Genomic DNA, 12,964 nt, shown 5'->3' with positions numbered 1-12,964 from the left:
TGATGGAGAACGCACATGGCGCGACCAGATGAACCTAAGCCATACACCCCCACCGAAATCGATGACACCGAAGACCGCATGGGCAGCGTGCATGAGCTGGATTTCGATGAACGCCTCGATGAGCGCGAAGGGCGCGTGGGTGACGAGCGACCGGCCGCCGAGGTCGCCCGTGAGTTTCCACCCCGGCGCGTGGCGCAAAGTGGCATGACCGGCGGCGAGACGCTGAGTGACAGCCTGCATGAGGATAATGTCACCTATGACGATTTGAGCCCGGACACCCTGCTGGACGAAACCGGTGCCCGCGACCCCCACGAGCCGGGTGACAGCGGTGGCCCGGCAGACCAGCGTTTGCGCCAGGTGGATGCCGATGAGATCGGTGCCGGCATTGGCCTGGACGAAGCCGAACTGGCGCGATCCGCGCCGCTGGATGGTGTGCCCTGGACCGATGATGTGATTGACGACGAGGAGAGCAAGCCATGAACGAGCAACGCTGCGCGTGCACGCAATGCTCCTGCACGGTGGATGCCAATGCCTTGCAGCGCGACGGCAAGGCCTATTGCTGCGAAGCCTGCGCCAGTGGCCACCGCAAGGGTGAGCCATGCCGGATGCAGGACTGTCATTGTGGAGAAAAGCCGGCCGAGAGCGCGGTGGACAATGCGCTGGATGAAACCTTCCCAGCCAGTGATCCGATCTCGCCCTGAAGCCGCCAGGGGGCTGGCCTAGCAGGCGATCGCCCCGCCCTTTGAACTTAGGCTGGGAGCAAGCTTGCGCTCGCTCCCAGGCTTTTGTACTAGTGGGTCTGCCAAATCCCGTTGTTTCGCTCACAGTCGCTACGAGCCTGGCCGAGGCTCGGAGTGTCGTAATAGTAAGTGATCACCCGCGCATCCTTGGGCAACGCCGGCTTCTCGCCACCGATTGCTTTGGGATTGGCCAATGCCTCTGCGGTCAGGGGAGCAATGCAGCTGCCGACACTTCCATCGGCACAACGCGCTACCTTGCTCTTTTCGCTATTGAGCATGTCCTTGCTTTCGTTGCTGCATGACCAGTTGATCGCTTCGGCGGGCAAGTTGCTGTAGCTGTAACAGGTGTGCCGTTCCACAGGGGTCACTGCGTCGCTGGAGGAGCGGGTCAGCACATCGCAAGCTTCGGCCCAGGCCTGGCCGCTGGCCAGGCTGGCAACCATCAACATCAGCACAGGAACACGCATTTGCCACCTCCAGGGCACATGGCCCTTTTCAGGTCTGAGCGGGCTTGTCGCGCTGGCGCATGGCCTTGGCGCGCTTTTCCAGGATCAGGTAGGTCACCACCGCCAAAAGCAGCGGAATCAGGTAGTACAGCGTACGGTAGCCGAGCAGGGCAGCCACCAGGGTGCCCTGGGGCATCTGACCGTGCAGCAGGGCCAGAAACACGGCTTCCAGCACGCCCAGCCCTGCAGGAATATGCGCCACCACACCAGCGACGCAGCTGATCAACAGAATGCCAAGAATCGACGGGTAGAACGCTTCGCCCGGCAGCAGCCAGAAGATCAGCAGCGCCATCAGTGCCCAGTTGCTGCCACCCAGCGCCACTTGGCACAACGCCAGACGCAGCGAGGGCAGCGTCACTTCGTGGTCGCGCCAGCACCAGGTGCGCTTCCTGGCAAAACCACAGGCCAGCAGGTAGCCGCCCGCAATCGCCAGCAGCAGCAGGCCGATCAGGCGCAGGCCTGTAGTGCCCACCGCCCAGTTGCCGGGCATCTCGACAAGGCCCAGGGCGAAGACGGTGCCGGCCAGCAGCATATAGCCCATCCAGTTGGTCAACAGCCCCAAGGTCAGGATACGTGTAATGGTCGCGGTATCCAGGCCCAACCGGCCATAGAGCCGGTAGCGCAAGGCAACCCCTCCTACCCAGGTAGTGAAATTGAGGTTGAAGGCGTAGCACACGAACGCGACGGGCAATACCTGGCGGGCAGGGAGCGTGTGGCCGGTGTAAGCCCGGGCCAGTAGGTCGTAACTGGCGAACGTGAAATAGCTGCACAACGCGACCGCCAATCCGATGGCCAGGGTGCCAGGCTTGTAGGCCAGTAAAGACTGGCGCACTTCGTTCCAGTCCAGATTGCGCGCCAGCAGGTATAACAGCACAGGGATCAGAACCACAAACGCGAGCGTGAACAGGCGTTTGCCCCAGGTCTGCCAGCTTTTGCGCATCATCAGGAGTTGCCCTCGTGCAAATTGCCCTGGGGTTCGGCTTGCGGCTGCACCGAGCGCAGACGTTGCCGGTGCGCAGGAAACCAACCCGCAATGCGGGGGAAGTGACGGATCACGTGGAAGCACACGAATATCAACGGTGCTCGCCACCAGTAGCCGCGAATCATCCGCTCCAGGGTGACCGGTTTGCATTGCTCACCGGCCAGTGCCTGCAAATGCTGGTGCAGTTGCTGGTTGAAGGCCCGATCACGAATGAACAGGTTGGCCTCCAGGTTGAACGACAGGCTCAGGGGGTCGAGGTTGCTGGAGCCAACGGTGGCCCATTGGTCGTCCACCAGTGCCACTTTGCCGTGCAATGGCCGCTGGCAGTACTCAAGAATCATCACGCCGTCGCGCAGCAGATAGTTGTACAGCAGGCGCGACAGTGCACGGACCCAGCGCATGTCGGGCTGACCCTGCAAAATCAACCGAACCTCCACGCCACGCCTGGCCGCGTTGCGCAGCTCACGCATCAGCCGGTAGCCCGGAAAGAAATACGCATTGGCAACCACAATGCGTTGCCTGGCTTTGCGAAAAGCCTGAAGGTACTGGGCCTCTATATCGGTGCTGCGCATGCCGTTGTCGCGCTCGATCAGCACAGCGCTGCTGCTTCCGGCGGGCTCGGTAACCGGGCGTACCGCACTGGGGGGCTGCAGCACGGGAGACATCAGGCGCTTACTGGCTGCATGTACCTGCGCCACGACCGGGCCGGTGACGTCCACGGCGTAGTCCTGTTTGGCCATGGCACCAAAGTCGCCCAGATGGTCGGCGCTGTAGTTGATGCCGCCGATGAAGGCCCGCTCCCCATCGACCACCACGATCTTGCGGTGCAAACGGCGAAACAGGTTGGTGCGCATGCCCAACAAGCGGGGTTGTGGATCGAACGCATGAAAGCTGACACCTGCGTCGGTCATCGCTGAAATGAATGCAGGCGGCAGTTCGGCTGTGCCGTAGCCATCCGCGGCCACTTCCACGCGAACACCGCGCCGGGCAGCCTCGATCAACACCTGCTGCAATTGCTTGCCCACTTTGTCGTCGAAGATGATGAAGGTTTCCAGCAATATTTCTTCCCGCGCGTTGGCCATGGCCTCGAACACGCGGGGGTAGTACTGCTCGCCATTGATCAGCAACTGCACGCTGTTGCCGTCTACCCAGGGTCGGTTCACAGGTTGACCTCCGCAGCCAGTGGTGCGTGGTCGGACAAATGCGACCACGGGTATTTGGACAGCACCTGGGCAGCGCCCGACACGGCGTTACGCAAGTAGATGCGGTCCAGGCGCAACAACGGCAGGCGCGCGGGAAAACTGCGCGCCGGGGTGCCGAAGGCTTCTGTCAGGTGTTCGCTGAGCACCGCGTCCGCCTTCAGCCGCCAGTCGTTGAAATCGCCGGCAATGATGACCGGCGCGTTGGGCGGCAGGCTGGCCAGCAGCTCTAGCATCAGCTTCACCTGGCGCTGCCGGTGTACTTCCCGCAGGCCCAGGTGTACGCATACCGCATGCACCTCGTCATGGCCCGGCACCTCCAGCTGGCAATGCAGCAGGCCACGCTGTTCATTGCCCTGCACCGATACATCCAGGTTGTTGAAGCGGCTGATGGGGAATTTCGACAACAGTGCGTTGCCGTGATCGCCATGTGGGTACACCGCATTGCGGCCATAGGCGAACTGCGGCCACATGCTGTCGGCCAGAAACTCGTACTGTGGCGTTTCTGGCCAGGCAGGGTGACGCAAGGCGTGCTGATGGTGACTGCCGTGCACTTCTTGCAAAAACACCAGGTCAGCGCCGGTGGCCCGTACGGCCTCGCGCAACTCGGGCAAGATGAAGCGCCGGTTGAAGAAGGTGAAGCCTTTGTGCACGTTCAGCGTCAACACATTGAGCCGGCGTACAGCGGTCACCTTGTCGATGATGCAGCGTGGGGCGGGCAGGGTCCTGTTCACAAGGCCACCTCCGGCACCACGCCTGGCTCGGTCATCAGCTCATGGTCCAATGACAGCTTTTGCAGCAAGCGCCTGGCGTCGTAGGGTGCGTGAACCTTCTGGTCGTTGTCGAAGTAACAGTACACATCGCGTGTCGCACGCCGAGGCGGCGGCCCAGGCACGATCAGGCGAGCATCGTCCGCCTGGCGGCCTTCACTCCATTGCTGAATACGTTCCTTCCAGCGGCGCAGCGCGCGTGCGGTATAGCCGCTGCTGTACAGCTCTACATCGCCGTGCAGACGCATGTAGACGAAGTCGGCAGTAACGTCTTCGACATAGGGCCATTTGCCGGCGCTGTCGGCAACCACCAAGGCCACGCGGTGCTTGCGTAACAGCTTGACAAACGCTTCGCAAAGGAAGCTCTCGTGGCGGATCTCCACGGCGTGACGCAAGCGTGCGTTACCCTTGATGGCAAGGCTGCCATTACCCTTCAGGCGCTCGGCGCAGCCTTGGGCGCATTCACGGGCCGCTTTGCGGGTGTGCGGTAGCAGCTCCAGAAACCGGGCAAAACGGTCTTCATCGAACTTCATGTTGGGAGGAAACTGCCACAGGAACGGCCCGAGCTTTTCGCCCAACAGCAGCGGCCCGGAGGCAAAAAAGTTGGCCACAGGCTCTTCGATGTCCTTCAGCCGCCGGGTATGGGTGATATAACGCGGCCCCTTGACCGCGAACACGAAGCCATCCGGCGTTTCGTCACGCCAGCCCAGATAGCGTTCGGGCGTTTGCAGGCTGTAGAACGAGCCATTGATTTCGATGCTGTTCACCGCCCGTGAAGCGAATGCCAGTTCATCGTCCTGTCTCAGGCCTTTTGGGTAGAAATCCTTGCGCCAGGGGCCATAGCGCCACCCGGAGATACCGATGCGAATATCGCTCACGCTGCCGTCCTCACTGCCGGTTCCTTGTTCGGTCGCTCTGAAGGTGCGACTGATAAAAACCGGCCAGGGTTCACAACGCTTGACCAATGGAAATGCTGAAGCCGAGTTGAACTTTGCGGCAGCTGGCGTCTCCACCGCATACCCGTTTCATGGAAGGGTGCCAGGAGGACATTCGACCGTTTCTCCCACTGCCAGATGGTCGGGCTGGGCGACGATGTGCAAAAGCACGCGCAATGACCTGCCACCCGTGGAGGCACGCATGGCCAGACATATCATCCACTTCACCGGACCCATCAACTCGTCTACCTGTGGCAACCTGATCACGACCTGCTCACGGGCGTTGCAACAGGGGGCCGAGCTTGTGCAACTGAACATCGCCACCATGGGCGGGGAATGCAGCTATGGGTTTACCCTGTACAACTTTCTGCGGGCGTTACCCGTAGAGGTGCATACCCACAACCTAGGCACGGTGGAATCGATGGGCAACATCCTTTTCCTTGCCGGTGAGCGACGCACGGCTTGCAGTTTCAGCAAGTTTCTTTTCCACCCGTTTCATTGGACCTTGCATGGTTCAGTGGACCATGCGCGGATGTCCGAGTATGCGATGAGCCTGGATTACGACCTGCGCCTGTATGCGCAGATCGTGGCCGAGCGCACAAAAGGCGCAGCCGAGGTCCTGGATGTACCGCGCTATCTAATGGCCTATCCAAGGATACTGGCGCCGCAGGAGGCGCTGGAAAACGGAATGATCCATGCCATCGACGAGATGCCGATCGCGGGGGACGCAGTTCAGTGGAGTGTGCACGCCTAGCTCATCGAACGGACGCCGCAGTGCCCGGGTCACACGCCAGCAAGGAGCGGATCAGGGCCTTGATCTCGTCCTTCACCACAGCCACCTGATCCAGGTGGGCAAAGCGGCAGTCGGAAATCTCGTGCCGGGCCTTGGGCTGCGGTGCTTCGGCAAACTCCGCTGCGAACACGTAATGCGTACGCTCTGGCGTTTCGTGGCGCATCAACAAAATCAGCGATTCGGCTTGTAGCCCGGTTTCTTCCAGCAACTCCCGCTCGGCGGCCTGCATCGGCGTCTCGCCAGGCTCGATCTTGCCGCCTGGAAGGGTCCAGGGTGCTTTGGCCTTTCTTACCCACAACCACTTGTGGCGCTGCTTGCCATGCCGGCAAATGACGGTGGCGCGAGGCTTGACTGGCTTCATTCAGGCTCCTGGGCGATTCCTTTATTGCATGAACTTTCGGCCCTGGCTGGCAATAAACGTTGCGTTGAAGCTGACGAACGGTCAAAGCCGTCACGCAAACATCTTGCCTGCGTGTTTTTCGTGCCACCGGTCAGCTGCTTGTAAAACCATTGAGCACAGCGACAAATCCGGGGCTCGGAAGCTAGGCATGGCACCCATTCATGCGATCAGCCATTCCATCGCAAGGAGAAACGACATGGCGCAGGACCAAGAGCAAACCCGCCAGCGCGGCGGCACCAAGGAAACCAACCCAGGCAACTTTGCCAATGACCGCGAGCGGGCATCGCGCGCTGGCCACAAGGGAGGCCAGGCATCTGGCGGCAACTTTGCCAACGACCGCGAACGGGCGTCGGAAGCGGGCCGCAAGGGCGGCCGTAACAGCCACGGCGCAGGTCGCAGCGAGTGAGGGGGCGCTTTCGCTAAGCGGCAGGTACCCTATAGAGGCCCGGCAGCGAGTCCGGGGTCACCGCCCCGGAGTCGCGCCACGTCATTTTGTTAGACAAAAATTTGAATCTTCTGGCCACGGCCCGATCAATCAGGTTGTCATCCATGGAGAAGAGGAGGCCCCCTGCGATGCCTAGCCCACAGCTGTACATAATCGATTACAAACTGCATGATCAGCCGCGCAGCTTCATCATTCGCCTGGAACGCCTGGACAATGCCGAGGCCTGGCATTGGGCAAGTTGTGATGCAGGCATCGGCATCATTCCCAAGTTCGGTCGCGAGAAGATCAGGAAGGTCAGTCGGCCGATGGCCGAGCGCTACGGCATTACCGCCGTCAGCTGGCGGGTTTCCGGGAGCAAGCCCAACCAGTCGGTGGGCGATCCGGCGGCGATGGTATAGAAACTCGCCTGCAACCGGTCAAAGAAACGGCAGGAGCGGACATCCCCGCTCCTGCAAGGTACGCTGATACACATCGTGTCATGCGCCAGACTCAGGGTCGCTGGCCGGGACGCCAGGCCGGTTTTCCTCGTCATCAGTCACATTGGGGTCGGTATCCGGGTCGTCTGCCCGATCGTTGCGTCGATCCGGTTCCAGCTCCGGCCAGTCATCCTCAACATTGCCGCCACCCATTCGCAGTAGGTAATCCATTGTGCAGTCCTCGTTCATGATCCTCATGAATTGAGAGCGGCAGGTGCACGCCAGCGGTTCACTGAGCATTGGCAGTGGCTGACCAACGGTTTGAGATGCCTGAATATTTCACTGCAGCCACGTGCGTGCAGTGATTCCAATTGCCTTGAGCAGCTACCGGCCTCTTCGCGGGTAAACCCGCTCCTACGCGTACCGTCCAGAGACGGCTTGCCTGAGAAGAGGGCAGTAGCTTCATCACATCATTCCGGTTTTTTCAGCACCAGGGTCAGGATGTCGTAGCTGGCCACCAGTTCACCCAGCTGATTGGTCACTTCCACATCCCACGCTACCACCCCCTGCGGCTGCCCCAACGGGCTGGTCTTGCCCTGGTCGATCTTGCGCTTGCAGGTCAGGCGCGCCTGGATGGTATCGCCAATGCCCACGGGGTTGATGAAGCGCAGGGTGTCCAGCCCATAGTTGGCCAGCACCGGTCCGGCACCGGGCGACACGAACAACCCGGCCGCAGCCGACAGCACGAAGTAACCATGGGCAATACGCTTACCGAACTGCGACGCCTTGGCGGCGATTTCGTCAATGTGCATATAGAAATGGTCGCCTGACAGGCAGCCGAAATTGACCAGGTCAGCTTCTGTCACGGTGCGTCGATGGGTGAGCAGCGACTCGCCGATGCGCAGCTGCTCGAAGTAGCGACGGAACGGGTGCACTTCGGTTTCGATCACTTCGGCGCCGCGCACGTACTCGCCGGTGACCGCCGTGAGCATGCTCGGCGAGCCTTGTACTGCCGCGCGCTGCAAGTAGTGCTTGACCGCACGCAGGCCACCCAGCTCTTCACCACCACCGGCGCGGCCCGGGCCACCGTGCTTGAGCTGCGGCAGCGGCGAGCCGTGACCGGTGGACTCCTTGGCCGCCTGGCTATCGAGCACCAGCAGCCGGCCATGCCAGGCAGCAGCCACCGGGATCGCCTTGGCGGCCACGCTGCGGTCGGCGGTGACCAGGGTCGCCACCAGGCTGCCTTTGCCACGGGCAGCCAGTGACAAGGCTTCGTCGAGGTCGTCATAGGCCATCAGCGTACTGACCGGGCCGAACGCTTCGATATCGTGGGCGCCGCCCTCGGCATGTGGGTCGCGGGCCTGCAACAAGGTTGGTGCGAAGAACGCGCCTTCAGCCACGCCTTCGCCACGCGGGGCAAAGCCATCGCTGGCGCCGAACAACTGATCACAACTCTGCAGCAGGCTGCGCACCCGTTCGCCGACGTCGCGCTGCTGGTCATGGGAGGCCAGGGCACCCATGCGCACACCTTCAAGCGACGGGTTGCCAACCACAACCTTGCTCAAGCGCTCGCGCAGGCGGGTGGCAACGGCATCCAGGTGCCTGGCCGGGACGATCGCACGCCGGATGGCGGTGCACTTCTGCCCGGCTTTAGTGGTCATTTCCCGCACCACCTCCTTGATGTACAGGTCGAACTCTTCGCTGTCCGGACTCACGTCCGGGCCGAGGATTGCGCAGTTGAGCGAGTCGGCCTCGGCGGTGAACGGCACCGAGTTGCGAATCAGGCTGGGCGTCACGCGCAGTTTCGCGGCCGTGTCGGCGGAGCCGGTGAAGGTCACCACGTCCTGCCCCTGCAGGCGGTCGAGTAGGTCGCCGGTGCTGCCGATAACAAGCTGAAGGCTGCCTTCGGGGAGCAGGCCGGAGGCATTCATCAGGCGTACCACGGCCTCGGTCAAATAGCTGGTCGAGGTCGCCGGCTTGACGATGCAGGGCATGCCGGCCAGGAACGTCGGGGCGAATTTTTCCAGCATGCCCCAGATAGGGAAATTGAACGCGTTGATGTGCACCGCAACGCCTGCCCGTGGCACCAGGATGTGACTACCGGCGAAATGGCCTTGTTTGCCCAACGGTATGGCTGGCCCTTCGTGCACCAGGTTACCCGACGGCAGCTCGCGGCCGCCGATGCCGGCATAGGAGAACAGCGTGGCGTTGCCGCCTTCGATGTCGATCCAGCTGTCGGCGCGGGTGGCGCCGCTGTGGTGCGACAGGGCATAGAGCTGCTCTTTGCGTTCGGCCAGGTACAGGGCCAGGGCTTTGAGGCGTTGGGCACGTTGCTGGAAATCCATGCCCATCAGCGAGGCAAGACCGCGCGCACGCGCGTAGTCCACAGCTTCGGCGAAGTCCGGGCGCTCTTCATGGCTGTAGGCCAGTACGTGGCCGTCGAGGGCGCTGCGCAGGGCCTGGGCGCCGTGCTGGCCGAGCCAGCGGCCGGCGATGAAACTTTGCAGAGTAGGGGCGGCAGACATGCTGTTCTCCATGCTGTTCAAAATGTGAGGGGCGCTGTTACCACAGCGCCAGGGTGTAGCCGATGATCAGGCGGTTTTCGTCCACAGCGTTGGTCAGGCCGTTGCCGGAGCGGAAGGTGACATTGCGCCAGCGCAGGCTGACGTCCTTGAACGGGCCACTCTGGATGACATACGTGATGTCGGTGTCGCGCTCGCGCTCGCGGCCATTGGTCACGGTGGCAGTTTCCGCGTGGCGACCGTCGGTGTAGCGGGTCATGAAACTCAGGCCGGGGATGCCCATGGCAACGAAGTCGTAGTCGTAGCGCACTTGCCAAGAGTCCAGCCCGGCGCGGGTGAAGGTGTTATAGGTGACCAGGTTGACGGTGAACGGGTCGCCGCCGTTGACGAACGGGAAGGCGCTGTCACCGGACATTTGCTGCCAGGTGGCGGTGAACTTGTGCGCCCGCACGCCCAGGGTGAACATGGCATTGAAGTTACGGTTGTCGATGGTCCCAGCACGCTCGGCACCGTCGTTGCGGCTATCGAAATAGCGCAGGTCACTGCGCAGGCTCACGCCTTCTGCCAGTGGGCGGGTGTCTATCAGACCGACAAACTGCTGACGGTAGATGTCCTGGAGCTTGGCGTAGTAGTAGCTGACGCTGGTTTGTGGGGTGATGGCGTAGCTGCCACCCCCAAAGTCCAGGTGGTCACTGCTGGCAGCGCCATAGCCGATGTCATCGCGGCCAGAGGAGTCGCGCAGGTTGGCCTTGGTCAGGCGTCCGGCATTGAAGGTGAGGCCATCGAGGTCCTGACTGGTGAGCAAGCCACCCTGGAAGGTGGACGCCAGCAGGCGGGTGTCGTTGTACACCACCACCGGCAGGATCGGCTGCAAGGTGCCCAGCCGCAAGGTGCTCTTGGACACACGTACCTTGCCGGTCAGGCCCAGCTCGCTGTAGTCGTCGACCGGTTCGTGGCTGTTCGGACCAAAAGGCAGCAGGCCGGTGTTGCGACGGTCGCGGCTGGAGTCGAGCTTGATGCCCAACTGGCCCAGGGCGTCGACGCCAAAGCCGATCGGGCCCTCGGTAAAGCCTGATTCGAGCTTGGCGGTAAAGCCTTGGCCCCATTCCTCGGCCTTGGCCTGCGGGGCGTTGCTCTGGCGGAAATCACGGTTGATGTAGTGGTTGCGCAGCTCCAGGCGTGCATGGCTGTCGCCGATGAAGTCGGCCAGCGCAGGCATCGGCAGGGCAATGGTGGCCAGCCAGGCGGCTGACATCAACTGCGTGCGGTTCATTGTTGTTGTTTTACCCGACATGTCTGTTCGTCCTTGAAGTCAGTGTTTGCTGGCGCCAGCCGCGCCGATACCGGTCATGGAGCGGATGAACTGGCCCAGGTAGCGACCACGTTCTTCAACGGCACGTTCGGAGGTGTCGGTAACCGAGAACACCCAGGCACTGAGGAAGGCCAGGCTCATGGAGAACAGCGCGGGGTTGCTGTAGGGGAACAGTGCCGTTTCGTTGTGCAGCACGTTGACCCACACCGCCGGGCCCAGCACTACCAACAGCACCGCCGAGACCAGCCCGGCCATGCTGCCGCACACCGCGCCGCGGGTGGTCAGGCCTTTCCAGAACATGGAAAGGAGCAGCACCGGGAAGTTGACCGAAGCGGCCACCGCCAGCACCAGGCCGGAAAGGAAGGCAATGTTCTGCGACTCGAACATCAGGCCCAGGATCACTGCCAGCAGGCCGATGACCAGCGTGGCAATGCGCGACACACGCATTTCCTCTTGCTCGGTAGCCTTGCCTTTGCGCATCACGCAGGCATACAGGTCGTGGGACACTGCCGATGCCCCGGACAGCGCCAGGCCGGCGACCACCGCCAGAATGGTGGCGAAGGCGACGGCAGAGATGAAGCCCAGGAACAGGTTGCCACCCACGGCCTGGGCCAGGTGCACCGCGACCATGTTGCCGCCACCGATGATGGCGCCAGTGGCGTCGCGGTAGGACGGCTCAGTGCCGACCATGACGATGGCGCCAAAGCCGACAACGATCAGCAGCAGGTAGAAGTAACCAATGAAACCGGTGGCGTAGAACACGCTCTTGCGTGCTTCCTTGGCATCACTGACAGTGAAGAAGCGCATCAGGATATGCGGCAGGCCAGCGGTGCCGAACATCATGCCCAAACCGAGGGAAATGGCGTCCACCGGGTTGGACAACAAGCCGCCAGGGGCCATGATCGCCTGGCCCTTGGCATGCACGGCCACGGCGCTGGCAAACATGGCCTCGGTGCTGAAGCCGAAGTGCTTGAGCACCATGAAGGCCATGAAACTGGTGCCTGATAGCAGCATTACCGCCTTGATGATCTGCACCCAGGTGGTAGCGAGCATGCCACCGAAGGTGACATAGGCAACCATCAGCACACCGACCAGCATCACGGCGTACAGGTAGCTGATGCCGAACAGCAGCTCGATCAGCTTGCCAGCGCCGACCATTTGCGCCACCAGGTACATCAGCGCCACCACCAGGGTGCCGAAAGCCGAGGTCAAGCGCACCGGGGTTTGCGCCAGCCGGTAGCTGACCACGTCGGCAAAGGTGTACTTGCCCAGGTTGCGCAGGCGCTCGGCGATCAGGAACAGGATGATCGGCCAGCCTGCCAGGACACCGAGGGCATACAACAGGCCGTCGTAGCCGTTCATGAACATCATTGCGGAAATGCCCAGGAACGAAGCGGCACTGATCATGTCCCCAGCGATCGCCAAGCCGTTCTGCATGCCGGTCAAGCCGCCGCCGGCGGTGTAGAAGTCGCTGGCCGAGCGGGTGCGCAGAGCAGCCCAGCGGGTGACCAGCAGGGTGAAGCAGACAAACACCATGAACATCGAAATGGCTGTCCAGTTCATTGTGCGCACTCCTGCTTGACCTTGTCGTTGAGCGGGTCGAGCACGTTGTTGGCGCGGTGCACATAGATACCCGTCAGGGCAAAGGACAGCAGCACCATCAGCACACCCACCAGCATGCCGACAGTGGTCACGCCGCCGCTGAGGGACTGGCCGAGGGTGCTGGGCGAAAACGCAACCAGCAGGACGAAGCCGTAGTAGACCACCAGCATGGCCAGGGTCAGGCTGCCGTTGAGGCGGCGTTTGCGCCGTACCAGGTGCTGGAAGTCGGGGTGGTTGGCGATGCTTTCTATGCGTTCGGGTGTCATGGGTTGCGATCTCTGGGTGTTGTAATTGTTTTGTTGAGGTCACGCGGGGGTATTGCGTTGCTGCTCAGGCCCTCTT

The 12,964-nt window shown here is 62.0% G+C and carries 15 protein-coding genes and 1 pseudogene; 5 read left to right on the top strand and 11 right to left on the bottom strand.

The features are described 5' to 3' along the window. Window positions 1-15: 15 nt before the first annotated feature. Both LVS58_RS11970 and LVS58_RS11965 read left to right on the top strand, forming a co-directional pair. Complete coding sequence (locus LVS58_RS11970; protein WP_233691242.1) at window positions 16-480, top strand: phosphotransferase system, HPr-related protein; 465 nt, start codon at window positions 16-18, stop codon at window positions 478-480. Next, window positions 477-701: a metallothionein gene (locus LVS58_RS11965; RefSeq protein WP_233691241.1), complete on the top strand. Its 225-nt coding sequence runs from the start codon at window positions 477-479 to the stop codon at window positions 699-701. Before LVS58_RS11970 ends, LVS58_RS11965 begins: the two co-directional genes overlap by 4 nt. Before the next feature lie 89 nt (window positions 702-790). Here the strand turns inward: LVS58_RS11965 and LVS58_RS11960 are convergent, their stop codons facing one another. The 5 genes from LVS58_RS11960 to LVS58_RS11940 are packed head-to-tail and all read right to left on the bottom strand — an operon-like array spanning window position 791 to window position 5,075. Next, window positions 791-1,207: a hypothetical protein gene (locus LVS58_RS11960; protein WP_233691240.1), complete on the bottom strand. Its 417-nt coding sequence runs from the start codon at window positions 1,205-1,207 to the stop codon at window positions 791-793. 28 nt (window positions 1,208-1,235) lie between these two features. Then, the gene (locus LVS58_RS11955) at window positions 1,236-2,189 is read right to left on the bottom strand and encodes a lysylphosphatidylglycerol synthase domain-containing protein (RefSeq protein ID WP_233691239.1); all 954 of its coding nucleotides are present in this window, start codon (window positions 2,187-2,189) and stop codon (window positions 1,236-1,238) included. After that, window positions 2,189-3,391 (bottom strand): cardiolipin synthase ClsB, encoded by a 1,203-nt coding sequence (gene clsB, locus LVS58_RS11950; RefSeq protein ID WP_233691238.1) that lies wholly within the window; start codon window positions 3,389-3,391, stop codon window positions 2,189-2,191. Before clsB ends, LVS58_RS11955 begins: the two co-directional genes overlap by 1 nt. Next, entirely contained in the window at window positions 3,388-4,161 is a 774-nt protein-coding gene (locus LVS58_RS11945) for an endonuclease/exonuclease/phosphatase family protein (RefSeq protein ID WP_233691237.1), read from the bottom strand. Before LVS58_RS11945 ends, clsB begins: the two co-directional genes overlap by 4 nt. Further along, window positions 4,158-5,075 carry a DUF72 domain-containing protein gene (locus LVS58_RS11940; protein WP_233691236.1) on the bottom strand — a complete coding sequence of 306 codons (918 nt, stop codon included), beginning with the start codon at window positions 5,073-5,075 and terminating at the stop codon, window positions 4,158-4,160. Before LVS58_RS11940 ends, LVS58_RS11945 begins: the two co-directional genes overlap by 4 nt. 259 nt (window positions 5,076-5,334) lie before the next feature. Between LVS58_RS11940 and LVS58_RS11935 the strand changes: the two genes are divergently transcribed. After that, window positions 5,335-5,886: an ATP-dependent Clp protease proteolytic subunit gene (locus tag LVS58_RS11935; RefSeq protein WP_233691235.1), complete on the top strand. Its 552-nt coding sequence runs from the start codon at window positions 5,335-5,337 to the stop codon at window positions 5,884-5,886. Between the two features lies 1 nt (window position 5,887). Here the strand turns inward: LVS58_RS11935 and LVS58_RS11930 are convergent, their stop codons facing one another. Beyond that, complete coding sequence (locus LVS58_RS11930) at window positions 5,888-6,286, bottom strand: NUDIX hydrolase (protein ID WP_233691234.1); 399 nt, start codon at window positions 6,284-6,286, stop codon at window positions 5,888-5,890. A 235-nt stretch (window positions 6,287-6,521) separates the two neighbouring features. Between LVS58_RS11930 and LVS58_RS11925 the strand changes: the two genes are divergently transcribed. Further along, complete coding sequence (locus tag LVS58_RS11925) at window positions 6,522-6,731, top strand: general stress protein (protein ID WP_233691233.1); 210 nt, start codon at window positions 6,522-6,524, stop codon at window positions 6,729-6,731. A 167-nt stretch (window positions 6,732-6,898) separates the two neighbouring features. After that, window positions 6,899-7,168, top strand: a complete 270-nt coding sequence (locus LVS58_RS11920) for a DUF6555 family protein (protein ID WP_233691232.1) — start codon at window positions 6,899-6,901, stop codon at window positions 7,166-7,168. A gap of 78 nt (window positions 7,169-7,246) precedes the next feature. On the opposite strand, the gene LVS58_RS11915 is transcribed toward LVS58_RS11920, so the two are convergent. From LVS58_RS11915 to LVS58_RS11895, 5 genes and pseudogenes are all read right to left on the bottom strand, one after another. Continuing rightward, a complete protein-coding gene (locus tag LVS58_RS11915; protein WP_233691231.1) occupies window positions 7,247-7,417 on the bottom strand; it encodes a hypothetical protein in 171 nt (56 codons plus the stop codon). Window positions 7,418-7,656: 239 nt separating this feature from the next. Further along, complete coding sequence (gene paaZ / locus LVS58_RS11910; protein ID WP_233691230.1) at window positions 7,657-9,711, bottom strand: phenylacetic acid degradation bifunctional protein PaaZ; 2,055 nt, start codon at window positions 9,709-9,711, stop codon at window positions 7,657-7,659. A 37-nt stretch (window positions 9,712-9,748) separates the two neighbouring features. After that, the gene (locus LVS58_RS11905) at window positions 9,749-10,981 is read right to left on the bottom strand and encodes an OprD family porin (RefSeq protein WP_233691453.1); all 1,233 of its coding nucleotides are present in this window, start codon (window positions 10,979-10,981) and stop codon (window positions 9,749-9,751) included. A 39-nt stretch (window positions 10,982-11,020) separates the two neighbouring features. After that, window positions 11,021-12,589: pseudogene (locus LVS58_RS11900) on the bottom strand (cation acetate symporter); the annotation flags it as partial. After that, on the bottom strand, window positions 12,580-12,888 hold the full coding sequence (locus tag LVS58_RS11895; RefSeq protein WP_004374508.1) for a DUF485 domain-containing protein: 309 nt from the start codon (window positions 12,886-12,888) through the stop codon (window positions 12,580-12,582). The pseudogene LVS58_RS11900 and the gene LVS58_RS11895, both read right to left, overlap by 10 nt. Between the last annotated feature and the right edge of the window lie 76 nt (window positions 12,889-12,964).

The sequence above is a fragment of the Pseudomonas sp. JR33AA genome (assembly GCF_021378985.1).
GTDB lineage: Bacteria > Pseudomonadota > Gammaproteobacteria > Pseudomonadales > Pseudomonadaceae > Aquipseudomonas > Aquipseudomonas alloputida.
This window is presented reverse-complemented; position numbering and strand designations above follow the sequence as displayed.